The organism is Paractinoplanes atraurantiacus (assembly GCF_900215205.1).
GTDB lineage: Bacteria > Actinomycetota > Actinomycetes > Mycobacteriales > Micromonosporaceae > Actinoplanes > Actinoplanes atraurantiacus.
This window is the reverse complement of record NZ_OBDY01000007.1, coordinates 135,057-156,602: the sequence shown is the minus strand read 5'-3', so window position 1 is coordinate 156,602 and position 21,546 is coordinate 135,057. Positions and strand designations below refer to the sequence as shown.

The 21,546-nt window shown below is 73.2% G+C and carries 20 protein-coding genes; 10 read left to right on the top strand and 10 right to left on the bottom strand.

Annotated features, from left to right (window positions below; genetic code table 11):
* Nucleotides 1-87 precede the first annotated feature (87 nt).
* The 3 genes from CRP55_RS18530 to CRP55_RS55675 are packed head-to-tail and all read right to left on the bottom strand — an operon-like array spanning nucleotide 88 to nucleotide 4,732.
* Nucleotides 88-792, bottom strand: coding sequence for an HAD family hydrolase (locus tag CRP55_RS18530; protein WP_097321340.1), 705 nt, complete (start codon nucleotides 790-792; stop codon nucleotides 88-90).
* Nucleotides 792-1,340: a LuxR family transcriptional regulator gene (locus tag CRP55_RS18525; RefSeq protein ID WP_097321339.1), complete on the bottom strand. Its 549-nt coding sequence runs from the start codon at nucleotides 1,338-1,340 to the stop codon at nucleotides 792-794. Before CRP55_RS18525 ends, CRP55_RS18530 begins: the two co-directional genes overlap by 1 nt.
* A complete protein-coding gene (locus CRP55_RS55675) occupies nucleotides 1,337-4,732 on the bottom strand; it encodes a LuxR C-terminal-related transcriptional regulator (protein WP_143234739.1) in 3,396 nt (1,131 codons plus the stop codon). The genes CRP55_RS18525 and CRP55_RS55675 overlap by 4 nt, the downstream gene beginning before the upstream one ends.
* A gap of 199 nt (nucleotides 4,733-4,931) precedes the next feature.
* Here CRP55_RS55675 and CRP55_RS18515 point away from each other — a divergent pair, with 199 nt between their 5' ends.
* The 5 genes from CRP55_RS18515 to CRP55_RS18495 all read left to right on the top strand — a co-directional run bounded on the left by CRP55_RS18515 (nucleotide 4,932) and on the right by CRP55_RS18495 (nucleotide 10,482).
* The gene (locus CRP55_RS18515; RefSeq protein ID WP_097321338.1) at nucleotides 4,932-6,422 is read left to right on the top strand and encodes a dynamin family protein; all 1,491 of its coding nucleotides are present in this window, start codon (nucleotides 4,932-4,934) and stop codon (nucleotides 6,420-6,422) included.
* On the top strand, nucleotides 6,419-8,227 hold the full coding sequence (locus CRP55_RS18510; RefSeq protein WP_097321337.1) for a dynamin family protein: 1,809 nt from the start codon (nucleotides 6,419-6,421) through the stop codon (nucleotides 8,225-8,227). Before CRP55_RS18515 ends, CRP55_RS18510 begins: the two co-directional genes overlap by 4 nt.
* Nucleotides 8,224-8,694 carry a hypothetical protein gene (locus CRP55_RS18505; protein WP_097321336.1) on the top strand — a complete coding sequence of 157 codons (471 nt, stop codon included), beginning with the start codon at nucleotides 8,224-8,226 and terminating at the stop codon, nucleotides 8,692-8,694. The genes CRP55_RS18510 and CRP55_RS18505 overlap by 4 nt, the downstream gene beginning before the upstream one ends.
* 64 nt (nucleotides 8,695-8,758) lie before the next feature.
* The gene (locus CRP55_RS18500) at nucleotides 8,759-10,126 is read left to right on the top strand and encodes an MFS transporter (protein ID WP_097321335.1); all 1,368 of its coding nucleotides are present in this window, start codon (nucleotides 8,759-8,761) and stop codon (nucleotides 10,124-10,126) included.
* Nucleotides 10,126-10,482 carry a GntR family transcriptional regulator gene (locus CRP55_RS18495; protein WP_097321334.1) on the top strand — a complete coding sequence of 119 codons (357 nt, stop codon included), beginning with the start codon at nucleotides 10,126-10,128 and terminating at the stop codon, nucleotides 10,480-10,482. The genes CRP55_RS18500 and CRP55_RS18495 overlap by 1 nt, the downstream gene beginning before the upstream one ends.
* Nucleotides 10,483-10,495: 13 nt before the next feature.
* Here CRP55_RS18495 and CRP55_RS18490 read toward each other — a convergent pair whose 3' ends face one another.
* On the bottom strand, nucleotides 10,496-10,969 hold the full coding sequence (locus tag CRP55_RS18490) for an NUDIX hydrolase (protein WP_097321333.1): 474 nt from the start codon (nucleotides 10,967-10,969) through the stop codon (nucleotides 10,496-10,498).
* A 20-nt stretch (nucleotides 10,970-10,989) separates the two neighbouring features.
* Between CRP55_RS18490 and CRP55_RS18485 the strand changes: the two genes are divergently transcribed.
* Nucleotides 10,990-11,508, top strand: a complete 519-nt coding sequence (locus CRP55_RS18485) for a tetratricopeptide repeat protein (protein ID WP_218854618.1) — start codon at nucleotides 10,990-10,992, stop codon at nucleotides 11,506-11,508.
* Between the two features lie 3 nt (nucleotides 11,509-11,511).
* Here CRP55_RS18485 and CRP55_RS18480 read toward each other — a convergent pair whose 3' ends face one another.
* From CRP55_RS18480 to CRP55_RS18465, 4 genes are all read right to left on the bottom strand, one after another.
* Nucleotides 11,512-12,012, bottom strand: a complete 501-nt coding sequence (locus CRP55_RS18480; RefSeq protein ID WP_097321332.1) for a DUF6624 domain-containing protein — start codon at nucleotides 12,010-12,012, stop codon at nucleotides 11,512-11,514.
* Between the two features lie 78 nt (nucleotides 12,013-12,090).
* A complete protein-coding gene (locus CRP55_RS18475; protein WP_097321331.1) occupies nucleotides 12,091-12,672 on the bottom strand; it encodes a DNA topoisomerase IV subunit B family protein in 582 nt (193 codons plus the stop codon).
* Nucleotides 12,669-13,415 (bottom strand): class I SAM-dependent methyltransferase, encoded by a 747-nt coding sequence (locus CRP55_RS18470; protein ID WP_097321330.1) that lies wholly within the window; start codon nucleotides 13,413-13,415, stop codon nucleotides 12,669-12,671. Before CRP55_RS18470 ends, CRP55_RS18475 begins: the two co-directional genes overlap by 4 nt.
* The gene (locus CRP55_RS18465) at nucleotides 13,412-14,392 is read right to left on the bottom strand and encodes an aldo/keto reductase (RefSeq protein WP_097321329.1); all 981 of its coding nucleotides are present in this window, start codon (nucleotides 14,390-14,392) and stop codon (nucleotides 13,412-13,414) included. Before CRP55_RS18465 ends, CRP55_RS18470 begins: the two co-directional genes overlap by 4 nt.
* Nucleotides 14,393-14,476: 84 nt before the next feature.
* Here CRP55_RS18465 and CRP55_RS18460 point away from each other — a divergent pair, with 84 nt between their 5' ends.
* The 3 genes from CRP55_RS18460 to CRP55_RS18450 are packed head-to-tail and all read left to right on the top strand — an operon-like array spanning nucleotide 14,477 to nucleotide 16,398.
* Nucleotides 14,477-15,091: a GTP cyclohydrolase II gene (locus tag CRP55_RS18460; protein WP_245923135.1), complete on the top strand. Its 615-nt coding sequence runs from the start codon at nucleotides 14,477-14,479 to the stop codon at nucleotides 15,089-15,091.
* A 9-nt stretch (nucleotides 15,092-15,100) separates the two neighbouring features.
* A complete protein-coding gene (locus CRP55_RS18455) occupies nucleotides 15,101-15,946 on the top strand; it encodes a dioxygenase family protein (RefSeq protein WP_097321327.1) in 846 nt (281 codons plus the stop codon).
* Nucleotides 15,943-16,398 carry a MarR family winged helix-turn-helix transcriptional regulator gene (locus tag CRP55_RS18450; RefSeq protein WP_097321326.1) on the top strand — a complete coding sequence of 152 codons (456 nt, stop codon included), beginning with the start codon at nucleotides 15,943-15,945 and terminating at the stop codon, nucleotides 16,396-16,398. The genes CRP55_RS18455 and CRP55_RS18450 overlap by 4 nt, the downstream gene beginning before the upstream one ends.
* On the opposite strand, the gene CRP55_RS18445 is transcribed toward CRP55_RS18450, so the two are convergent.
* Nucleotides 16,395-19,949: an nSTAND1 domain-containing NTPase gene (locus CRP55_RS18445; protein WP_097321325.1), complete on the bottom strand. Its 3,555-nt coding sequence runs from the start codon at nucleotides 19,947-19,949 to the stop codon at nucleotides 16,395-16,397. The genes CRP55_RS18450 and CRP55_RS18445 overlap by 4 nt on opposite strands.
* The gene (locus tag CRP55_RS18440) at nucleotides 19,946-20,896 is read right to left on the bottom strand and encodes an SIR2 family NAD-dependent protein deacylase (RefSeq protein ID WP_097321324.1); all 951 of its coding nucleotides are present in this window, start codon (nucleotides 20,894-20,896) and stop codon (nucleotides 19,946-19,948) included. The genes CRP55_RS18445 and CRP55_RS18440 overlap by 4 nt, the downstream gene beginning before the upstream one ends.
* An 89-nt stretch (nucleotides 20,897-20,985) precedes the next feature.
* On the opposite strand from CRP55_RS18440, the gene CRP55_RS18435 reads away from it, so the two are divergent.
* Nucleotides 20,986-21,534: a hypothetical protein gene (locus CRP55_RS18435; protein ID WP_097321323.1), complete on the top strand. Its 549-nt coding sequence runs from the start codon at nucleotides 20,986-20,988 to the stop codon at nucleotides 21,532-21,534.
* Nucleotides 21,535-21,546: the final 12 nt, after the last annotated feature.

The following is a 21,546-nucleotide window of genomic DNA, read 5'->3' as shown; positions in this document are numbered from 1 at the left end:
AGCGTGACGCACGAAGACCATGGCCTTGCCGCTTGACCGAGCCGGCGGTTCGGCTCGGGGTGAAGTCACGGGCGTGCCGGACGGACGTCATGTGGGGACGTTCGCCGCGGTGACCACGGTGGGCAGGGCGGTGAGGTCGTCGATCGCGTAGGGCGGGCGCCACGTGTCCGGGTCGTCGCGCAGGGCGGCCGCGTGCGGGTGGGCGGCGTTGGTGACCAGGACCGGGCGCATGCCGGCGGTGTGGGCGCCCTGATGTTCGCGGCTGCCGCCGTCGCCGACGAACCAGCACAGCTCGGCGGGCACGCCCAGGCGGGCGGCGGCGGTGGCGTACAGGCGCGGGTCGGGTTTGCGGTGGCGTTCCTGCCAGGAGAAGACGGTCGCGTCGACACGGGTGGCGTACGGGGTGCGGGGCCAGGCTTCGACGAGTTCGCTGCTGCAGTCGCTCAGGACGGCCAGGCGGAAACCGGCCCGGCGCAGATCGTCGAGCAGCTGCAGCGCGCCGGGGCGGGGGCGGCGCACTTGTTCGGCGCCGGCGTGCTGGACGCGTACGGCCGCAAGCAGTTGATCGTCTGCGGGGGTCACGCCGCAACGGCGGGCCATCTCGCGCAAGGTGGCGCGGGTGTCGCCGTGGACGCCGGTGGCGCGTTCGGGGAACGAGGTGGACATCGCGGTCCAGAACGCGGCCGCGGGAACGCCCAGGGCGGCGGCGGTGGCGGTGAACGACGTGCGGCGGGCGGTTTCGGCGGCGGGATCGGTCAGGGTGCCGAAGAAGTCGAAGACGATCGCCCGCATCAGCGTGGCGGTGGGGCGCTGCCGCGCTGGCGCAGGTAGGCCAGGACGGCTTCGCGGGTGGTGCGGACGCCGAACAGGGCGCGGGCCTCGGCGATGCGGCGGTTCGCGGTGCGCAGCGACAGGAACTCGGCCGCGGCGGCGGCGGCGATGGTGTCGCCGGCGGCCAGGCGGTCGAGCAGGGCCCGCTGCTCGGGCACCAGGTCGGTCACGTTGTTCCCGCCGGCCGGCACCGGGTCGGCGGCGCCGTGCTGCACGGGACCCAGCCGCGACAGGTCGTCGACCAGGGCCCGGCCCAGCGGCGACTCGGCGTCGCAGACGGCCACGATGCCGGCGCCGCGGGCGGCGGCCAGCACGGCCAGCTGCAGGGTGTCGGCGTCGCCGATGCGCCCGTGCAGCACCAGCCGGGTGCTGGACACATCCCATCCGGGGTCGGGAAGGGCGAAGCCGTCGCGGGCCACCCAGCCGTCACGGGTGAGCCGGCGCAGCACGGTGTCGGCGTCGCCGGGGGTGGCGACGACGTGGCGAGGGGCGTCGGTCTGTCTGGTCACCGGCCATCCTTGTCAGACGTGTCGGGACGTGCGGGAGAGGCAAAAGCGAGGGCGGCGGCTTCCGTACGAGTCCGGGCGCCGAGCTTGCGCATACCGGCGCGGATGTGCGTGTCGACGGTCTCGGCCGAGATGCCCAACTGCCCGGCGATCCGGCGGGTCGGCTCCCCCGCCGCGACCAGCCGCAGCACATCGGTCTCCCGCCTGGTCAGCTGGTCGCCGGACCGTTTGCTGCGGGTGTCACGGTGCACACGGTGCCGGCGCAGCCCCCGGCGGGCCCGGCCGGCCAGCACGGTCAGCCCGGCCGCGTCGGCGAGCCGCTCGGCGGCCAGCAGAGCCTCGACGGCCCGGGCCTGATCGGTGTCGGTCAGCCCGGCCGCCAGCAGACACCGGATCCGCTCCCGCAGCGCGATGGGCCGCCACCCCTCGGCCGCGGCGGTGAACCCGGTCCCGGTCGCCCAGGCGGTCAGCGTACGCCGGGCGGCCGCGGGAAGCCCGCCCGGAACAACCGGCGCGGTGTCAGTGCCGAGATCGTGAGCGGCCCATTGAGCCGTGATCGCGTGCAGCCCGGCCAGCAGCCCACTCTCGTCGTCCCCGCCCGGTGTCACGGCCCGGTCCGGTTGCCCGTCGAGCCAGGCCGTCTCCTGAGCCACCCACGAGGTCGCCGGATGGGCGGGGCCACCGTCGAGATGCGCCCGGGCGGCCGCCAGCAGCCCGGTGTCGGCCTCGATCAGAGCGGTCGCGGCCGTGGCGTAGCCGCGCGCCTCGTCGGGAAGCGCCCGGTCGGTGAGGTTGCCCGCCCGCCGCAGCACCCCGTCCGCACCGTCCCACAGCTCGGCGATGACCTCATCGGCGGCCACCGCGGGCGCCGTCCCGGACGCCGAGCCGGGTTGGCCGGTGTCCGGTCCATGGACGCCACCCACGCCAGGCGTGGGCATCGCTGAGCCGCCGGCGCCAGTGGAGGCGCCCGGAATCGGGAGCGGCTCGCCGGAACGGGTGGCCGCGCCGTAGATGCCGCCGGGCCGCATGTGACCCAGACCCTGCGCAGGGCCGGCGGGCCCGGAACCGCTTCCGGGCGTGGCCGCTCTGGCGCCGCCCGGTCCGGGCGGCGACGCGGCGGGGTCTGACCTGGCGCCAGTCGTGCCGGGAGCGCCGGCGGCCAGGGCTGACGCGGTTCCGGTCAGGCCGGCGGCCCTGCCATCCGAGGTTGAGGTGGTTCCGGCGGGATTCGCGGCCCGGCCGGAGGGCGACATGGCTGCGGTGGGATTCGCGGTGGTGGCAGAGGGCGACGTGTCTGCGGTCGGGTTGGCGGCGCCCCCGACTGAGGCCGGCGTAGCTCCGGTCGGATTCGCGGCGCTGCCGGGCGAAGTGGACGTGGCTCCGGTGGCCGGGTCGGCGATGGTGGAGCCGTGCAGGGCCAGGGCCCAGTCGGCGGCCGCGGCGAAGCGGGTCTGCCAGCCGTAGGCCAGGTCGGCGGCGCTGGCGCGGGCCGCGCGCAGCGCCACCGAGGCCGACTCGGTCAGGCGGCCGTCGGCGGCCAACTGCTCGACCAGCAGCCACGCTGACCAGCGGGTGATCAGTGGGTCTGCGCCGGGCATGGCGGCCTCGGCCAGTGCGGTGTCCCAGCCGGGCAGGCGGAAGTGGGCCCGCACGGCGGCCAGGGCGGCGGCCACCCCGGCCGGCGGACGGGGATGCCTTGCGGCGATCTTGTCGGCGAGGTCGCGGGCCGCGGCCGGGTCGGTGTCGAGCTCGGCCAGCAGCAGGACACGGTCGCGCCCGGCGACGACCGGGGCCGCGGCGGCGTCGGGCACGGTGTGCACGGCGGCTCGTGCCGCCGCCGGGTCGCCGGCTTGCAGCAGGGCCTCCCCGCGCAGCACGTCGGCTTCCAGCTCGAGCGAGCGCAGCGAGTCGGAGTCCAGATGAGACCGGGCCGCCCCGGACAGCACGTCAGGCGCGTCGCGCCGGCGCGCCGGCGCCGCGGAGCTCGGAGCGTTGACGCCGCCGGCGGGCTGAGCCGGGGATTCGGCGCCGCCCGGCGAGGGTCTCGGGAAGTCGAAGTCGCCGTCGGAAAGTTGCGAGGGCGAACCCGGAACCTTCCGGCCGGTGCGGGCGGCGGAGGGATCGGCGAAATCGAGGTCGGTCCCGGAACCCGCGGCGAAGGCGGAGTGGGTGCCCGATCGCGCCGCGGAAGGGCCGGCGAAATTCAGATCGGAGCCGGAACGTGCGGCGAAGTCGAGGTCGGTGCCGGACGGTGCGGTCGGGGGGTGGGGGAAGTCGAAGTCGGCGCTGAACGCGTCGCCGGCCGGCCGGCCGGCCCTGGAGGGCTCCGCCGAGGTGGTGAGGACCCGGGCCGCGGCGGCGGGGCGGCCCACCGCCAGCAACGCGTCGGCGGCGGCCAGGCGGACTCGCAGGTCGACGGGGACGTCGAGCTCGCAGGCGAACAGCAGCAGGGCGGCCCGGTCGCCGCCGGTGCTCTGGTCGGCGGCCGTCAGGGCCCGGCGGTGGGCGCCGCGCAGGTCGCCGGCGGCGGCCAGGTGGCGGGCGGCCTCGGCCGGTGGGGTGAGCTCGGCCAGGCGGGTGTGCAGGTCGACGCGGGCGGCGGCGTCGAGCAGGCCCGCCGCCGTTTCCGCCACGTACGTCGACACCGGCAGCAGGGCGCCGTCCGGGTCGGCGGTGACCAGGCCGGCCGCCCGCAGGTCGGCCGCGCCGGCGCCGAGCAGGGCGGCGGGGGCGGGCCGGCCGAGCAGGCCCAGCGCGGCCAGCGCCGTGCGGGCGGGGCGGGGCAGGTCGGCCAGGGCCGTCGCGATGGCGTACGCCACCTGGTCGATGTCGGCGCCACCGGCGGCCGGGCGCGCGCCGGTGGCCGCGTTGCGGGCCAGGGCGGTCACGGCCAGGGGGTTGCCGCCGGCCCGGTCGACGACCGCGGTCAGGGCGGCCGCCTCCAGGTGGGGTGCGCTGCGCCGGGCCAGGTCGGTGGCCTCGTGCGGGGTCAGGGGCGGCACCGCGATCCAGGCGGTGGCCGCCGCGCGCAGCGCCGTCTCGGTCGCCGGGGGCAGCCGGTGTGGCGTGCGGACGGAGGCGAGTACCCGGCAGTGGGCCGCCAGCAGCGGCAGGGCGGCCAGGGTGGCCGGGTCGGTGTAGTGCAGGTCGTCGATGACCAGCAGGCCGCCGCGCACGCGCGAGCGTACGGCCTCGGCGAGCAGGTGCACGTCGTACGCCGGAAGCTTGGCCCGCACGGCCCTCGACAGGGCCAGGGCGGGCACGGTCTGCAGCATCGCCAGCCCGCCGCCCTCGTGCACCGGGCCGGGCACGGCGGCGCTGAGCCGGCGCAGCAGGGTGGTGCGGCCGCAGCCGGGCGGGCCGGTCAGCACGACGAGGCCGGGACGGTGCAGCATGGCGGCGGCCGGGTGCAGCGCTTCCGCCACCTGATCTCCTCCCCCTGCTCGGCGTGTGCCTGGCACGAACACGGGATCCCGTGTCCTCCCGCCTTCCGTAGGCTGGTGCCCGCGGCGGGAGCCCGCCCCCGCATGAGATGGAGAGGACGGCCGTGGTCTGCACATTCTCACCGACAGTGTGCCCGGCTGACGAGTCGCGGTGAGCGGCCCGTTGAGCGTCAGCCTAGCGACGCTGTGTGATCAACTGGTCGGTCGTGTCGGCCCGGAGGCCGGTAACCAGGTCAGACAGATCCACGATCGTCTCGGTGAGCCGCTGCGGGTTGCGATCGCGGGCCGCCTGAAAGCCGGAAAGTCGACACTCGTCAACGCGTTGATCGGGCGCCGGGTGGCCCCGACGGCGGTCGGCGAGTGCACCCGGGTGGTCACCCGGTTCCGGTACGGGCCGGCCGACCGGGTCGATGTGGTGTGCCGTGACGGGCTGCGGCGCAGCCTTCCGCTCGGCGACGACGGCATGATCCCGCAGCGGCTCGGTGTGCCGCTGGCCAAGGTCGCCTACGTCGACGTGACGTTGACCAGTGAGAAGCTGCGTGAGCTGACCGTGGTCGACACGCCGGGGCTGGCCTCGACCGACACCGTGGTCAGCGACCGGGCGGCCGAGGCGGTCGGCACGGCGCCGTTCGACGCCGACATCGACGCCGACTCCGCCTCAGAGGTCGCCGCGGCCGAGGCCGTCGTGTACGTGTTCACCCAGGCGGTGCGGGCCGACGACGTGCAGGCCCTGGAGGCGTTCCGGGACGCCTCGGCCCGGCTCGCGTCGAGCCCGATCAACGCGCTGGGCGTGTTCGGCAAGGCCGACACGCTGGCCGGTGGGGCCACCGACCCGTGGCCGGTGGCCGAGCCTCTCGCCGTGCAGCAGGCGCAGCTGCTGGCCCGGACCGTCTCCGATGTCGTCCCGGTCGTGGGCCTGCTGGCCGAGACCGGCGAGGCGGGCCGGCTCACCGGCGCCGACCGCGACGCTCTGCAGCGGCTGGCCGGGCTGGGTGAGGGCGACTTGCGCCTGCTGCTGGCCTCGGCCGATCTGTTCCGTACGCGGCCGGCACCGGTTCCCGCCGATCAGCGGGAGCGGCTGCTCGGCCTGCTCGACCTGTACGGCATCGGCTTCGCGGTGGCGCAGCTGGCCGCCGAGCCGCGGCTGTCGACCGGTGAGCTGGTGCGGCGGCTGGTCGCCGCGTCCGGGTTCCCGCGGCTGCGGCAGAGTCTGGAGGAGACGTTCCGGTGGCGCTCCGACGCGATCAAGGCCGGGTGGGCCCTCGCGCGGCTCGAGCGGCTGGCCGGGCACTGCCGTGACCCGCACGACCGGGAGGTGCTGCGCGACGCCGTGGAGGGGCTGCTGCGCGACCCGGCCTATCACCGGCTGCGGCTGCTGGACGCCGCCCAGCGGGTCGCCACCGGCGCGGTGAGCCTGCCGGTGGAGTGGGAGCAGGAGCTGACCCGCCTGGCCACCTCGGAGGACCCGCGCTGGATCCTGCGGCTTCCCGAGGCGGGCACCGAGGAGCTGGCCGCCGCCGCGGTGGCCGCGGCCAACCGGTGGCGGGTCTACGCGGTGGCCGGCGCCGGGCCGGCCCAGTCACGGGTCGCGCAGATCGCCCACCGCGGCTTCCACCTGCTGGCCCAGCAGGTGCGCTCATGAGCAGGCCCGGCGGCGATCTCGCCAGTGTTCTCGACGCGGCCGTGCGCGACACCCTGGCGTACGTCAAAAGCCAGGACCCTGACGCCGGCGCCGAGCTGGCCGAGCTGCGGCGGGTGCGGCTGACCCGCCCGCAGGTGGTCATCGTCGGTGAGACCAAGCGCGGCAAGAGCTCGCTGATCAACGCGCTGCTCGGGGTGCCCGGCCTGTCCCCGGTCGACGCGGCCGTGGCCACCGCCACCTACCTGCAGTTCGTGCCCGGCGAGTTCGCGGCCAAAGCGTGGCTGCCCGGCGCGGCCGAGCCGATCGCGATCGACGACCTGGCCGGGTGGGCGACCGGCGCGCAGCGGGCCCGGCGCATCGAGGTGGCGCACCCGGCGCCGCTGCTGCGCTACGTGAGCCTGCTCGACACCCCCGGCGTCGGCGGCCTCGACCCGGCGCACGCCACCGTCGCCCTGGCCGCTGTGGAGCGGGCCACCGCGCTGATGTTCGTCGCCGACGCGTCGGCGCCGCTGTCCAAGCCCGAGCTCGATTTTCTCGTGGCGGCCAGCGAACGGGTCGATGCGGTCGTGTTCGCCCTGACCAAGGTTGACGCTTTTCCCGGGTGGCGGCGCATCGCCGAGGACAATCAGGCGCTGCTGCGCGCGCACGCCCCCCGCTTCGGCGACGCCCCCTGGTTTCCGGTGTCGTCGCTGCTGGCCGAGCTGGCCGTGCAGTCCGGCCCGGCCGAGCAGGCCGCGCTGGTGGAGGCGTCGAAGATCGCCGAGTTGCAGCACGCCCTGGTCGAGCTGGCCGGGCGCGGGCACCAGCTGCAACTGGCCAACGTTCTGAGAGCTTCGCGGGCCGATCTCGTACGCCTGGAGGAGGCGGCCGCCGACCGGGTGCGGGCGGCCGACGCCGACCCGGTGCGGGTGGCGCAGGTGCGGGCCGAGCGGGCCGCGCTGGCCGCCCGCAAGCGCACCGAGTCGCGGCAGTGGACGCTGCTGCTGTCGACCGAGACGCAGCGGGCCCGGGTGGAGACCGTCGGGCAGCTGCGCACCCGCATCGCCGCCATGCAGCAGGAGTTCTCGGCCCGGGTCGACACCGGCCGCGGTGAGGCCCTGGCCCAGCTGCCGGACGCCCTCGACGCCGAGCTGCAAGCCCTGGCCGTCGAGCTGTCGCAGGGCCTGGAGGAGACGTTCGCGCAGGTCGGCGACCGGGTCCTGGCGTCGGTGTTCGACGAGGCGGAACGGGCCGCCATGCTGGGGCGGCTCAACGCGTCGCTGCGGCACGCCATGGACGCCGCCCCGCCGCGCGACGGCTCGGCCGACAACCTGCTCATCGCGTTGTCGGCCGGCGGCATCGCGTTCATGGCCGGGCGCGGCGCCATCCTCGGCGTGTCCGTCTTCGCCGCCGGCGGGCTGCTCGTGCCGGTCGCCGGGATCGGCCTCGGCCTGGCCGCCGGCGGCTACGTGCTGTACCGGCGGCGGGTGCAGCAGGACCGCCAGCAGGCCCGGATCTGGCTGCGCGACGTGCTCGGCGAGGCCCGGGCCGCGCTGGCCGACGAGATCGCCAACCGGTTCACCGACCTGCAGTACGCGCTGTCGGTGGCCGTGGACGACGCCGTGGAGAAGAGGCTGCGCGACCTGGACGCGCACATCGCCGAGATCGACGCGGCGGCCGCCGAGGACGCGGCCGGGCGCGCCAAACGGCGGGCCGCCGCCCAGCAGGAGCTCGACACGGTACGCGCCAGGCTGCGTGCCGCCGACGCCGTGCTTGCGCGGGCCCGGGCGCTGACGCCCGTCCCGCACGACCAGGAGGACCGATGACGGACCATCACGACTTCGGCGACCACGAGGACGACTTCGGCGTCTTCGACGACCATCAGCTGCCGGAGCACGCGGAGCCGCTGCCCTTCGAGGACCATTTCGAGTACGAGGTGGACGACCACCACACGTACGACGAGCCGGTCCACGAGCCCGCCGAGCATGTCTTCGACGAGCCGGAGCACGAGGTCGCCGAGCTGCCCGCCGACGACCCGGTCGACGTGTTCCCGCCCCCGGTGCACGTCGGTGAGCTGCCGGAACCGGTCGACGGGTTCCCGTGGATCGACACCGGCAGCCTCGGTGTGGTGCCCGCCGACGCGCTTGTCACGCCCGTGGACCCCGTACAGCCGCAAGAGCTCGCCGATTATGCGGGCGAGCAGCTGCCGCCGGGTGTGGACCCGTGGGCGGCCCTGGCCGACTCCGAGGACCCGGCCACCTCCACGCTGGCCCGGTGGTGGCAGGAAAACTGAGGCTCCCGTTCGGTGGCCGCGGATGCGATAGTTTGCGCGCCACCGAACGACTTCCTGGAGCCTGATGACCACCATGGCCGTTTCCACCGTCGGCGCCCGCGAGCGCCGTGGCTGGTACATGTACGACTGGGCCAACTCGGCCTTCCAGACCACCGTCATCACCGTGTTCCTGGGCCCGTTCCTGACCACGGTCACCGAGATCGCCGCCGGCTGCCCGCTGGGTACCGACGACTGCACCGGCCGGGTGCACCCGTTCGGGATCGCGGTCGCGGCCGGCTCCTTCTACCCGTACGTGGTGTCGCTGTCGGTGCTGCTGACCGTCTTCGTGCTGCCGGTGATGGGCGCGGTCGCCGACCGGGCCCCGCGCAAGAAACCGTTGCTGGCCGCGGCCGCGTTCACCGGCGCCGTCGCCACCATCGCGATGGCGTTCGTGACCGGCGACCGCTACCTGCTCGGCGGTTTCCTGTTCCTGATCGCGAACATCTCGTTCGGCGCGGCCATCGTCGTCTACAACTCGTTCCTGCCGCAGCTGGCCGGCCCCGACGACCGGGACAAGCTGTCCAGCCGAGGCTGGGCCATCGGCTACCTCGGCGGCGGCCTGCTGCTGGCGTTCAACCTGGTCGCCGTCACCGTGCTGGCCGTCGAGGGCGACGACCAGCGGACCCTGGACATCGCCCGCTGGTGCATCGTGTCGGCCGGCATCTGGTGGGCCGCGTTCACCGTCGTACCCCTGCTGTGGTTGAAAGAGCACCCCGGCCAGGCCGCATCGAAGAACTCGGGCAATGTGCTGACCGACGGCTTCAAACAATTGGGCCGTACGATCCGCGGCATCCGGGCCTACCCGCTGACCCTGTTCTTCCTGCTGTCCTACCTGATCTACAACGACGGCATCCAGACCGTGATCACCCTGGCCAGCCAGTACGGCACCGAGGAACTCGACCTGGAACAGTCCACGCTGATCATCACGATCCTGATCGTGCAGTTCCTCGCCTTCGGCGGCGCGCTGCTGCTGGGCGCGATGGCCGCCCGCATCGGCGCGAAACGCACCGTGCTGTTCAGCCTGGCCCTGTGGCTCGCCGTGATCATCGCCGCGTACTGGCTGCCGGCCGGTCAGCCGCTGCCGTTCATGCTGCTCGGCGCCGGCATCGGCCTGGTCCTGGGCGGCAGCCAGGCCCTGTCGCGCAGCCTGTTCTCCCAGCTGATCCCGGCCGGCAAGGAGGGCGAGTACTACGGCTTCTACGAGATCAGCGACAAGGGCACCAGCTGGCTCGGCCCGCTCGCCTTCGGCCTGATCTTCCAGCTGACCAACAGCTACCGGGTCGGCATCGTCTCGCTGGTCGTGTTCTTCCTGGTCGGTGGCATCCTGCTCGCCCTGGTCCCGATGCGCCGCGCCATCACCGAAGCCGGCAACACACCCCCGAGACTGATCTGATGGACATCACCATCGACCACGACTCGCCGACCCCGCCGTACGAGCAGGTCCGGCTGCGCATCGCCGCGCTGGCCGCCGAGGGCACGCTGACCGCCGGGGAGAAACTCCCGCCGGTGCGCACGCTGGCCACCCAGCTGGGCCTGGCCGCGAACACGGTGGCCCGCGCCTACCGCGAGCTGGAGACCGCCGGTCTCGTCGAGACCCGCGGGCGTGCCGGCACCGTGATCACGTCCCGCGCCGCCGGCACGTCGGCTCAGGCGCAAAAGGCCGCGTTCCTGTACGCCGAGACGACCCGCGCGCTGGGTGTCGCGCCGGAGACCGCCCTCGGCCTGGCTCGGGCGGCCCTGGGTCTTTAGGCGACCTGCTTCTTCAGGGGGCCGGGGCGAACCACGGCGGCCCGTCCGGCGCCGCCGTGGTCTCGATGCGCAGTTTCGTGGGCTCGCTGACCGGGGGCAGCTCGTCCGGCGCGAACCAGCCGACTTCCAGGGACTCGTCGCCGTCGGGCCGGGCCTGCCCGCCGACGGGCCGGCACCGGAACCACACGGACAGATACGAGCAGTGGTCCCCGTTCGGGTAGCGCGTCTCGTGGATGCCCACCCCGGCCAGCCGTTCGATCTCGGCCCGCACGCCGGTCTCCTCGTAGATCTCGCGCAGCGCCGCCTCGGCCGGCTGCTCCCCCGGCTCGATCATCCCCGCCGGCAGCGACCACTGCCCGTTGTCGGAACGCCGCAGCAGCAGGATCCGCCCCCGCTCGTCCCGCACGACACCACCGGCGCCGGGCAACAGCAGCAGATCGTGCCCGACGTGGGCGCGCATCGTGCTCACATACTCCGAAACTGGCATGGCCGAACAATAATCTTCGCGTGAGCACCGAGCTGACCCCCGACCTGGCCGAGGCCGTCCAGCGCGGCTACGACCGGCGCGACCGCGAAAACATGGCCCCGACCATCGCCTACTTCCAGGCCCTGCTGGCCGAGCACCCCGAGCATCCGGTCCTGGTGTACGAGGTGGGCGGCGCCTACGACACGGCCGGCGAGGAACAGACGGCCCGCGGCTACTACGAGCGGGCACTCGCGCTGGGCCTGACCGGCGACGTGCGGCGCCGCTGCCTGTGCCAGTACGCCAGCACCCTGCGCTGGCTGGGCGAGCTGGACGCCTCCCTGGCGGTCCTCGACCGCACCCGCCAGGAGTTTCCGGACTCGGACGCGGTCCGGGTCTTCCGCGCCCTGACCCTCAACGACGCCCAGCGCCCCGACGAGGCCGTGGCCGAACTGCTCACCGTCATCACCACTCACCCGGAGGTCACCGACCTGGGCCGCTGGGCGCCGGGCCTGCGCGGCCTGGCCCAGTGGCTGTCCGAAGGCCGCCCCGACGGCGATTAGACCTCAGGCCGGCGCGTGTTTGGCGACGTGCACCGCGAACGGCTCCAAGCCGACTTCCGCGCGCCGCTGGTCCAGCTGGTCCGGGTCCTCGCACGGCCACGGGACGGGGGCGCCGTCGACGACACCGGCGATCTGGGTGCCGTAGAGCTGCGGGCGGCCCTCGTTGACCAGGATGCGGTCGCGCAGCATGGCCAGCTGGGTGATGTCGCCGGTGCCCGCGCGCACGGCCTCGGTCATCAAGGTCAGGGCTCGTCGTTGCAGGTGGAGTTGCCGGTCGGCGTGCTGCGCGATCAGCCACGCCCGGCGGGCCGCTTCGGGGCCGACGAGCTCCGCGGTGGGCCACCCGTGCTCGTCGATGATCTCGGCGAGGCGGTCGGCGTTGCGGACGGTGACGCGGCGATGGGCCAGTTGGGCGGTGAAGTCGTCGCTGAGCGCGCCGGCTTGCCGCCGCCGGTCTTCGTCGGTCATGTCGATCAGTTCTTGCGCGAGTGCGTCGTTGGCCATGCCCGGCACGTTAGGCGAGGGGGCCTCCCCGCTTCCCCGCCCCCGAGCATCACATTGACGTGTGTCGATAGCACATACTTATAGATGCCGGTGATCGCGAATCAGGACCTCGCCGGGGCCGGACGGGGCGGTGCGGCGCGGGCCGTGCACGTCGAGGGCGGCAAGGTCGGCGGTTATCGCGGCCGGGCCGAAGAAGGCCGGGTCGAGGACGTACGCCACGCGGGTGCCGGCGCCGGCGGGCGCGGTGAGGGGTTCGGGTGGCTTCAGCGGGTGCAGGCCGGTCAGGCTCTGGCGGAAACCGCGGCCGTCCCGCCATGTCTCCACGCTGGTGTGCGTGCTCACGGCGACCGCGGCGGCATACGACCAGCGTTCGGGGGTCAGCAGCGTGCCGTCGTAACCGAGCCGGGGACGGTCGGGGTCGGCGGCGGCCTGGTCGTCGGTGACCGAGAAGGCCAGCCCGGCGGTGATGTCGGCGACGACGCGCGGGGTGTGCGCGGCCGCCACCGTAGCGGCCGGGTGGAACGCGTGGCCGATTACCGTGCACAGCACCCGGGTGGCCAGGTCGGGGCCAGGGGCGAAGAACATGCCGGGTCGCCGCCGGACGGCGTCGGTCATCGACAGGACGGTGAGGTCGGCGGCGCTGTAGTGGTGGTCTGTCACGGCTTGTGGGCTGTCCACAAGGTGGCGGAGCGGTGCAGGACGAAATCCGGGATCTCGGCCAGGCGGGCCAGCAGGCGGGTGTGCATCTCGGCGCGTCTGTCGGCGGGCAGGCCGTCGATGAAGCGGCCCGAGCCGTGTGAGCGGCTCCAGCGCCAGTAGGTTTCGCCGTCGGGGACCGGGATCGCCACCTCCACGTGGGTCGCCGTGATGTCGGTCAGGGTGGAGGCGGCGAACAGGTCGGCCTCCTCGGCGTCGTTGCCGTGGCGGCCGCAGCCGTCGGCGTGGAAGCGGCGGTACTCGGCGTACAGCTCGATCAGCGGGTCCGGGCCCGGGGCCGGGGCGGGCACGGTGAAGGCCAGTGTCGCGCCGGGCCGGGCGACGCGGATCGCCTCGGCCAGGGCGGCGCGCGGGTCGGCGATGATGTGGATGGCGAAACCGCAGACGACCAGGTGGAAGGTGTCCGGCGGCAGCTCCAGGTGGGCGGCGTCGCGCACGTGGGCGTCAACGTCGGCATGGTCGCGGCGCAGCAGCTCGACCATGCGGGGTGCGCCGTCGACCGCGGTGACCCGGCAACCGCGGGCCAGCAGGGCCGCGGTGAACGCGCCCCGGCCGGCCGCCAGGTCCAGGGCTCGCGTGCCGGGGGCCGGGCCGAGGTGGTCCACGGCCTGGGTGGCGAAGGCGGTGAAGAACGGCAGGATCTGGTCGTACGTGTCGGCGACACCGTCGAAGTAGGCGATCGTCATACCCGGGCCGCTCCCAGCACCCAGTCGGAGGTCTGGTCGATGAAGTCCTGCGGGAAGCCGGCCTCGAAACCCGTGGGTGCCTCCAGCCGGGCGAGTTCCTCGGTGCTGAGCTGAATCCGTACGGCACCCAGGTTGTCCTGCAGTTGATCTGCTTTGCGGGCGCCGACGATCGGGAAGACGTCGGCGTGCCGGGCCCTGGTCCAGGCGATCGCCACCTGGGCCGCCGGGACGCCACGGGCGGCCGCGACCTCGTGCACGGCCCGGGCCACCGTGTGAGCGCGCTCGCCGAGACCGGCCGGGTCGAAGCGGGACTGCTCCGGCCGGGCGCCGCCGCTGTATTTGCCGGTCAGGACCCCGCCGGCGAGGGGGCTCCACGCGGTCACGCCCAGGCCCAGCTCGGCCGCCATCGGCAGCAGCTCGCGTTCCACGTCGCGTTGCAGCAGGCTGTACGGGACCTGCAGGCCCACGAACGCGCTCCAGCCGCGCCACTCGGCCAGGGTGTTCGCCCGGGCCACCACCCACGCGGGCGCGTCGGAGATGCCCACGTAGAGGATCTTCCCGGCTCGGACGGCGTCGTCCAGGGCCCGCATCGTCTCCTCGATCGGGGTGGCCCGGTCCCACATGTGCACCCAGTACAGGTCGAGATAGTCGGTGCCGAGCCGTTGCAGGCTGGTCTCGAGCGAGGCCCGCAGGTTCTTGCGGGCGTTGCCGCCGGCGTTGGGGTCGCGCCGGTCGCGCGACACCGTGTACTTGCTGCCCAGCACGAACCGCTCGCGCCGGCCGGCCAGGAGCTTGCCGAGGATCTCCTCGCTGGCCCCGTCGCGGTAGTTGACCGCCGTGTCGATGGTGTTGCCGCCCGCCTCGGCGTACGTGTCGAGGATGCGGGCGCATTCGCCGTCGGCGGCCTCGAAGGTCATCGTGCCCAGGATCAGCTCCGAGACGCGCAGCCCGCTCGCTCCCAAGGTCCGGTAATTCATGCGCGCGAATCTACCGCCGCCGGGTGGCGCAGGACACCACCGCAGTTGTTGATGTTTCAACATCCTCGGGTGATGCTTGTGCCCATGACGGTCCGTACCAGCGTCGTGGTCCCGATGCGCTTCCCCGACGGCTACACCACCACGGCCGACGTGTTCACCTTCACCGGCCTGGCCGACGGCCGTGAACACCTCGCCCTCGGCCTGGGCCCGTGGCGTGACGCCGAGGTGCCCCTCGTGCGCCCGCACAGCGAATGCCTGACCGGTGACGTGTTCGGCAGCGCCCGCTGCGACTGCGGCCCCCAGCTGCGCGAGGCGGCCGAGCGGATCACCACCGCCGGCGGGTTCCTGCTGTACCTGCGCCAGGAGGGCCGCGGGATCGGCCTGTACGCGAAGCTGGACGCCTACGCCTTGCAGGACACGGGTTTGGACACGTACGAGGCGAATCTGGCCCTGGGTCATGGCGAGGACGAGCGGGACTACACCGCGGCCGCGCAGATGCTGCACACCCTCGGCGCCGATCGGATCCGGCTGCTGAGCAACAACCCCGACAAGGCCGCCCAGCTCGCCGCGCTCGGTATCGGCATCGTCGAGCAGATCCCGACCGGGGTGCACCTGTCCGACACCAACGCCCGCTACCTGGAAACCAAACGCGACCACACCGCGCACACCCTCGACCTGCCCCGCCAGCGCACCGCCTGAGGACACCCGATGGACCTCCACCCGTTCCAGCGCCACCTCGACCGGGTCGCCACCCTCGGCCCGCACCGCCCGTGGGCGCCCGCCGACGGGCCGATGCCGTCGCTGTACCTGAGCCACGGCGCCCCGCCGACCTTCGAGGACGGCGCGTGGATGCGCCAGCTGCACGACTGGGCCCGCGACCTGCCCCGGCCCACCGCGATCCTGATCGTCAGCGCCCATTGGGAGTCGGCGCCGCTCGCCCTTTCCAGTTCAAGGGCCAACACCGATTTGGTGTACGACTTCGGCGGCTTCAACCCCATGTATTACCGCATGCGTTATGACACCCCCGACGCCGGCGGCCTGGCCCGGCAGGTGAGCGCCCTGATGCCGCAGAGCGTGCACGAGCACAACAACCGCGGCCTCGACCACGGTGCCTGGGTCCCCCTGAAGATCATGTACCCGGAGGCGGACGTCCCCGTCCTGCAGCTGAGCATCCCCACCCACGACGCCGCCACCCTGATGTCGCTCGGCGAGCGCCTGCGCCCGCTGCGCGAACAAGGGGTGCTGGTGATCGGCTCCGGCTTCATGACACACGGCCTGCAGTTCCTGACCCGGGCCATGCTGGCCGGGCACGTGCCCGGCTGGTCGTCCGACTTCGACCACTGGGCGGCCGAGGCCCTCGCCCGCGGCGACGTCGACGAGCTGGCCGCGTTCCGCGACCGCGCCCCCGGCATGCCCTACGCGCACCCGACCGTCGAGCACTTCACCCCGCTGTTCGTCACCCTGGGCGCCGCCACCGACCCCACCGGCCCGGTCCGCACCGCGATCGACGGCTACGCGATGGGCTTCGCCAAACGCTCCTTCCAGACGACATGAGCACCACCCGCTGGCTCGACGACGACGAGATGGGCGCCTGGCTCAACCTCGCCCAGATCCTCATGGCGATGCCGGCCGCCCTGGACCGGCAGCTGCGCGAGGACACCGGCATCCCGCACGCCTACTACCAGATCCTGGCCACGCTCAGCGCCGCCGACAACCGGTGCCTGCGCATGACGGAGCTGGCCAGGGCCGTCGGCACCACCCCCAGCCGGCTGTCGCACGCGGTGGCCAGCCTGCAACAGCGCGGCTGGCTGGAACGCCGGGCCTGCCCCAGCGACAAACGCGGCCAGCTCGCCTGTCTCACCGACGCCGGAATGGCCGTGCTGGAGGCCGCCGCCCCCGGGCATGTCGCCGAGGTCCGCCGCCTGATCTTCGACCACCTCACCCCCGAGGACGTCGCCCGGCTGCGCGCGGTCACCGCCAAGCTGCTGCCGGCGCTGCAACCCTAGCCGCGGCCGGACTCCCGCCGCTCGGCCATCTGCCGGACGTCCTCGAAGTTCCCGCAGGAGACGCACGGGTAGACCGCGGCGGTGGTGTCGTCGCTGGCGGTGAGGAAGCCGCGCCCGTCGGGGGTGAACTGGACCGCGTTGACCGCGTCGCCGTGCCGGTGCAGCTCGGTCAGCTGGTGCCCCAGGTCACCGGCCCGCCACACGTGCACCGCGCCGTCGGCCGCGCTGACCGCCAGCAGCGAGGCGTCGGCGTTGAAGGCCAGACCACCGATGGTGCTGTCCGGCCCGTCGAACTCGCGCACCGAGCCGTCGGAGAGCCGCCACAGGTGCAGGCGGTGGTCCTCGGACGCGGTCAGCAGCAGCCGGCCGTCGCGGGACACGGTCAGCGCGCGCAGCGGCGACGACCCGGCCCGGCCGAGAACGCGGACCGGTTCGCCGGTGCCGGGGCCGAACAACCGGACGGTGCCGTCGGTGCCGGCCGCGGCCAGCGTGGTGCCGCCCGGCAGGTACGCCACCCCGAGGACGGACAGGTTCGGATTCGCCACGCCCAGCCGACGGACGATCCTGCCGGTGCCCAGATCCCAGACAATCACCTGGTTGTTCGCGTCGCCGGCGGCCACCGTCGCGCCGTCCGGGCTGATGGCCAGGCTCTTGAGCAGGGTGCCGCTCTGCTGCAGCGGCGGAATGCTCGGGCCGGACTGCCACATCGTCACCTGAGGCCGGTCACTTCCCACGGAGCTGGACACGATGCGGTCGCCGTCCGGCGTGAACAGCGCGTTGTTGAGCTGATCGTTGCCGTAGGTGACCGGCCATTCCTTGAGCAGCTTGCCCTTGGTGTCGTAGACCCGCAGGTGCCCGTCCTCCTCGGCGGTGACGATGTTGCGGCCGTCCGGGCTGTAACCGGCGGCCAGTACCCAGCCGGTGGCCCCGGCCAGCACGGTGCGCGACGGCAGCTGCCAGACCCGGGCTGTGCCGTCGGCGCTGGCCGAGATGACGCGCCATGGATCCTTCCGGTCGAAGGCGACGGTCAGGATGCTGCCGCGGTGACCGAGCAGTTCGGCGACGGGACGGTTGCCCATGCGGTCGGCGAGCCACACCCGGACGCGGCCGTCGTTGCCGCCGACGACCAGCCACCGGCCGTCGCGGCTGTAGGTGGCCGACGTGACCCAGTCCGGCTCTTGGGGGGTCCAGTTCTCGAGCTCGCCGGTGCGGGCGTCGAAGAAGTCGATCTCCTTGTCGAGCAGGATGGCCACCTTCTCACCGTCCGGGCGTACGGCCATGGGGGCGATGACCCGGCTGCGCATGTCAGTTCGGCGGTCGAGCTCGCCGGCGCCTTTGCGCCAGTCCCAGAAGCTGACCCAGTAGTAGCCGTAGTCGAACTGCTGGTTCATGAACACCACGCGGTTCGACCCGGCGACGAACTCCGGCATCGACGAGGAGTAGCCGAATTCGTCCGAGCGGGCGAGCATGCGGCCCGTCGCGGTCTCCCAGATGGTCAGGACACCCTTGGGCCCGGTGGTCACGATCTGCCGCCCGTCCGGGGAGGCCGACGCGTACCAGGCTTTCTCGGCGGCCGGTCCGTACTGCGTCAGCTGCTTGCGGGTCCGCGCGTCCCACAGCGTGGCCGGTCCCTCGTCGGTGCAGCACACGAGCAGGGCCGGCCGGCCGCTCAGCGTGATCCAGCGGGTGCCCCACCACAGGCTGGCCTGGCCGAGACGGCCCAGATGGCGGCCGCCGCTCTCGTACACCTGGATCTGGCCGTTCTGGGCGGTGGTGGCGACCAGCGTGCCGTCGGGGCTGAAGGACGCCCCGGTCAGCGGTGACCCTCCGGCGGCGGTGAACTGCCGCCGCAGCCGGCCGGTGCTCGCGTCGAACAGCCGGGCAGTGCCGTCCTGCCCGGCAGTGAGCACGGACTTGCCGTCGGGGGCAGGCACCGCCGTGTTGACCGTTCCCTCATGCCCGCGCAGGATCAGCCGGTTGGTGTCCGCTTCGACGGCGGTCCGCACGGCCGCCTCCGCGTCGCCGGTGCTCTTCTCGTCCCACCCGTCGAGGGCCGCTTTCAGCCCGGCGGCCGGGTCACGCTGCAACGTCTGCTCGTATTCGGCCAGCATCGCCTGGTGCTGGGCCTCGCTGCGGCTGCGCTGGGCCTGCACGAAGAACGCGACCGCCACCACCAGCAGGACGGCCAGCACACCGGAGACCAGCAGCGACACCGTCAGCCGGCGCCGGGTGCGCCGATGCTCGGCCTCGGCCTCGGCCCGGGCCGCCAGCAGCTCGGCCTCGGTGGCCAGGCGCTGCCGTTCGGCGGTGTAGCGGCGCCGCCAGTCCAGCGCGGCCGACGCCATCACGTCGTGGAAGATCTCGTACCGGGGCGGGCCGGGCTGATTCACCGGCGGCGGCACCGGCCGCAGGATCCGCTCACGGCCCGCCGCCAGCTGCTCCAGGACCTCGGCCACCTGCGCCGCGTCCGCGACCCCGGCATAGTCGGCCAGGTCCTCGGCCGTGTGCGCCAGCTTCATCCCCGACGGGGTCACCAGATGCCGGAAGATGCCCGCGGCCACCTCCTGCTGCTGCCCGGTCAGCTCGGCCATCACCGTGTCCAGGTGGGTGCGCACGATCTGCTCGGCGCCGCCCAGCTCGGCCAGGGTGGCCCGGGTCAGCACCTGGCTGGCCCGTTCCCGCTCGGCCGCCCACAGCCGCGTCATCACCAGTTGCAGGAACGGCGCCTCCACCGTCGTGTCGGCCCCGCCGGCCGTGCCGGCGCCGCTGTCGGTCACCGACATCCGCCCGGTGCGCAGCTCCGGCACCAGCTCGTCGACCAGTTCCGGCTCGACGGCCATCTCCCGGCCTTCCGGGGCGGTCTCGTTGAACCTGTTCAGCGGCTGCTCGATGGCTTGGCGGGCCGCCTGCTCGTCGAGCAGGTTGAGCCGCAGCGTGTTGCCGAACAGGCCCGGCACCTGCGCTTCCAGCCGGTCGAGCTTGGCCAGGGCGTCCTCACGGATGCCGAGCAGCACACTGGCCCGCAGACCCGGCGTGCCGACGACGCGGCCCAGCAGCGCCGCGAACGCGTCCCCGGACGGCCCGGAGTGATACGTGATGAAGTCCTCGGCCTGGTCGAGCAGCAGCACCACGTCGGCGTCCAGCCGCTCGCTGACCTCACGGATCATCTCCACCGACAGCCGCCGCCGGCCCGGCGCGTCCGGCTCCGCATGAGGCGAGGCCACCGCCTGCAGGGCCGCACCGAGCCCGTCGAGCGGGTCGTCGCGCCACGACGAGAAGTAGACGACCACCGCCCGGCCCACGGCCAGATAGCTGAACTCGCTCTCGGCCAGCTGATGCAGGTGACGCACCACCCCGGCCTGCAGCAGCGAGCTCTTGCCGACCCCGCTCGGCCCGTACAGCACGGTCAGCCGGCTCGCCAGCAGGTTCGCCGTGACCAGGTCACGGTCGGCGTCACGGCCGAAGAAGTAGTCACCGTCCTGCTCGGTGTAGGGCTGCAAACCCTTGAACGGGCAGCCGTACAGGTGCGGCGACAGCCGTACGACAGTCATGGCTTCTGACTCTCCGCCACCGGCGCCAGCGCCCGCTCGAGCTCGGCCGCGTACTCGACCAGACCCGAGTCCAGCAGCTCGACACCACGCCGGTACCAGGCCTTCTCCTCGATCCGCTCGGGCCGCGGCTGGATCGCCCACGAGTTGTAGGTCAGCCCGTCGTCACCCCACAACCGGTGCAGGATGACCCGCAGGTTCCAGTCCTTGAGGCTGTAACCCAGGAACAGGAAATGGCTCTTCTTCATCCGGGTCGCGATGTTGATCGGGATCAGCTTCGCCACATCCGTGTGGCTGATGTAGGCGATGTAGTGGTCCTCGGTCACCACGAAACTGTCACGTTCACCGGCGTCCCGCCCGACCGCACCGTGAATCTTCGCGATCACCGGCCGCTCGTCGCAGCGCAGCTCCTGATAGACGTTGGGCACCAGGATCACCTCGGTGCTGCCGTCGGGCCGGGTGTGCTTGAACCGGCCCCGGTCCGGACCGTCCGCGATGTAGGTGACCAGGTCGTACGGCTCGCCCGCCTCCTGGAACGCCCGCTCCAGCGCGTCGTCGTAGTTGGTGGTCACGTTCAGCGGGAAGAACCGCCGGCCGCGGGCCCGCACCAGCTTGGGCAGGCTCGCCAGCAGCCGGTGCACCGGGGTCGGCGCGTAGTCGGCGTCGAACACCTCGTGCAGGCTCTCGTACAGCGGCCCGTTGCCCAGCTTCACGTCGACGTACTGCGACACCCGCAACAGGTCACCGGAGTCGGCGTACGGATAACCGATCGACTCGGCCAGATACGCCGCCAGCTCGGCCCCGCTCGGCAGATAACGGCCCCGCTCCCACACCGCCGCCGGCGGCCGGTCACACAGGTTCACCCCGGCGCCCAGGAACGGGACGACCGCCCCGGCCAGAAGCCGGCCGGCGAGCATCTCGAAGTGTTCTTCGTCCGGCGCTTGCGCCATGCCTCATCGTCAACCCTGAATCGGCCGGTGACACCGGACTGTCGCCGGTCGGACTGTGCCACGCGGGCACCGGCGCCATCGTGGACAGCATGGCTCTGGAGGTGGCGAAACTCGTCGTCGACGCGCTGACCCCACTGGCCGTGGTCGCCGTCGGCTACGTCCTGAACCGGCGGCTGCGCAAGGTGGAACAGGCGCAGTGGGCCAACCAGACCGTCATCACCCGCCGCCTGCAGATCTTCGACAAGCTCGCCCCGCCGCTGAACCGGATGCTGTGCTTCGCCACCTTCGTCGGCCGGTGGAAGGAGATCCAGCCGGCCCAGGTCATCGCCCTCAAACGGGAGGTCGACGAGACCATGTACGCCAACCGGCTGCTGTTCTCCGACGACCTGTTCACCGCCTACCAGGCCTTCATGGCCGCCATGTTCGCCATGTTCGCCACCGCCGACGCCGACGCGCCGATCCGCGCCCCGATCAGCCGCCCCGGCCTCGGCGACCGCCGCAACCTGCCCTGGTGGAACCCCGCACTACAGAGCTGCTTCAGTACGGGCGACCCGGCCACCCTCGACGAGATCAGCGCCGCCTACGACACGCTGAGCCGCCAGTTCCGCACCGACCTGTACGTCCTGCACAGCCGCTGAACCCCCACATGC

What these genes read in the sequence shown, in the direction of transcription:
- CRP55_RS18530 (WP_097321340.1), bottom strand. Translation starts at nt 792, where the DNA reads ATGCGGGCGATCGTCTTCGACTTCTTCGGCACCCTGACCGATCCCGCC.
- CRP55_RS55675 (WP_143234739.1), bottom strand. Translation starts at nt 4,732, where the DNA reads ATGCTGCACCGTCCCGGCCTCGTCGTGCTGACCGGCCCGCCCGGCTGC.
- CRP55_RS18510 (WP_097321337.1), top strand. Translation starts at nt 6,419, where the DNA reads ATGAGCAGGCCCGGCGGCGATCTCGCCAGTGTTCTCGACGCGGCCGTG.
- CRP55_RS18505 (WP_097321336.1), top strand. Translation starts at nt 8,224, where the DNA reads ATGACGGACCATCACGACTTCGGCGACCACGAGGACGACTTCGGCGTC.
- CRP55_RS18500 (WP_097321335.1), top strand. Translation starts at nt 8,759, where the DNA reads ATGACCACCATGGCCGTTTCCACCGTCGGCGCCCGCGAGCGCCGTGGC.
- CRP55_RS18495 (WP_097321334.1), top strand. Translation starts at nt 10,126, where the DNA reads ATGGACATCACCATCGACCACGACTCGCCGACCCCGCCGTACGAGCAG.
- CRP55_RS18490 (WP_097321333.1), bottom strand. Translation starts at nt 10,969, where the DNA reads ATGCCAGTTTCGGAGTATGTGAGCACGATGCGCGCCCACGTCGGGCAC.
- CRP55_RS18480 (WP_097321332.1), bottom strand. Translation starts at nt 12,012, where the DNA reads ATGGCCAACGACGCACTCGCGCAAGAACTGATCGACATGACCGACGAA.
- CRP55_RS18470 (WP_097321330.1), bottom strand. Translation starts at nt 13,415, where the DNA reads ATGACGATCGCCTACTTCGACGGTGTCGCCGACACGTACGACCAGATC.
- CRP55_RS18465 (WP_097321329.1), bottom strand. Translation starts at nt 14,392, where the DNA reads ATGAATTACCGGACCTTGGGAGCGAGCGGGCTGCGCGTCTCGGAGCTG.
- CRP55_RS18460 (WP_245923135.1), top strand. Translation starts at nt 14,477, where the DNA reads ATGACGGTCCGTACCAGCGTCGTGGTCCCGATGCGCTTCCCCGACGGC.
- CRP55_RS18455 (WP_097321327.1), top strand. Translation starts at nt 15,101, where the DNA reads ATGGACCTCCACCCGTTCCAGCGCCACCTCGACCGGGTCGCCACCCTC.
- CRP55_RS18450 (WP_097321326.1), top strand. Translation starts at nt 15,943, where the DNA reads ATGAGCACCACCCGCTGGCTCGACGACGACGAGATGGGCGCCTGGCTC.
- CRP55_RS18445 (WP_097321325.1), bottom strand. Translation starts at nt 19,949, where the DNA reads ATGACTGTCGTACGGCTGTCGCCGCACCTGTACGGCTGCCCGTTCAAG.
- CRP55_RS18440 (WP_097321324.1), bottom strand. Translation starts at nt 20,896, where the DNA reads ATGGCGCAAGCGCCGGACGAAGAACACTTCGAGATGCTCGCCGGCCGG.
- CRP55_RS18435 (WP_097321323.1), top strand. Translation starts at nt 20,986, where the DNA reads ATGGCTCTGGAGGTGGCGAAACTCGTCGTCGACGCGCTGACCCCACTG.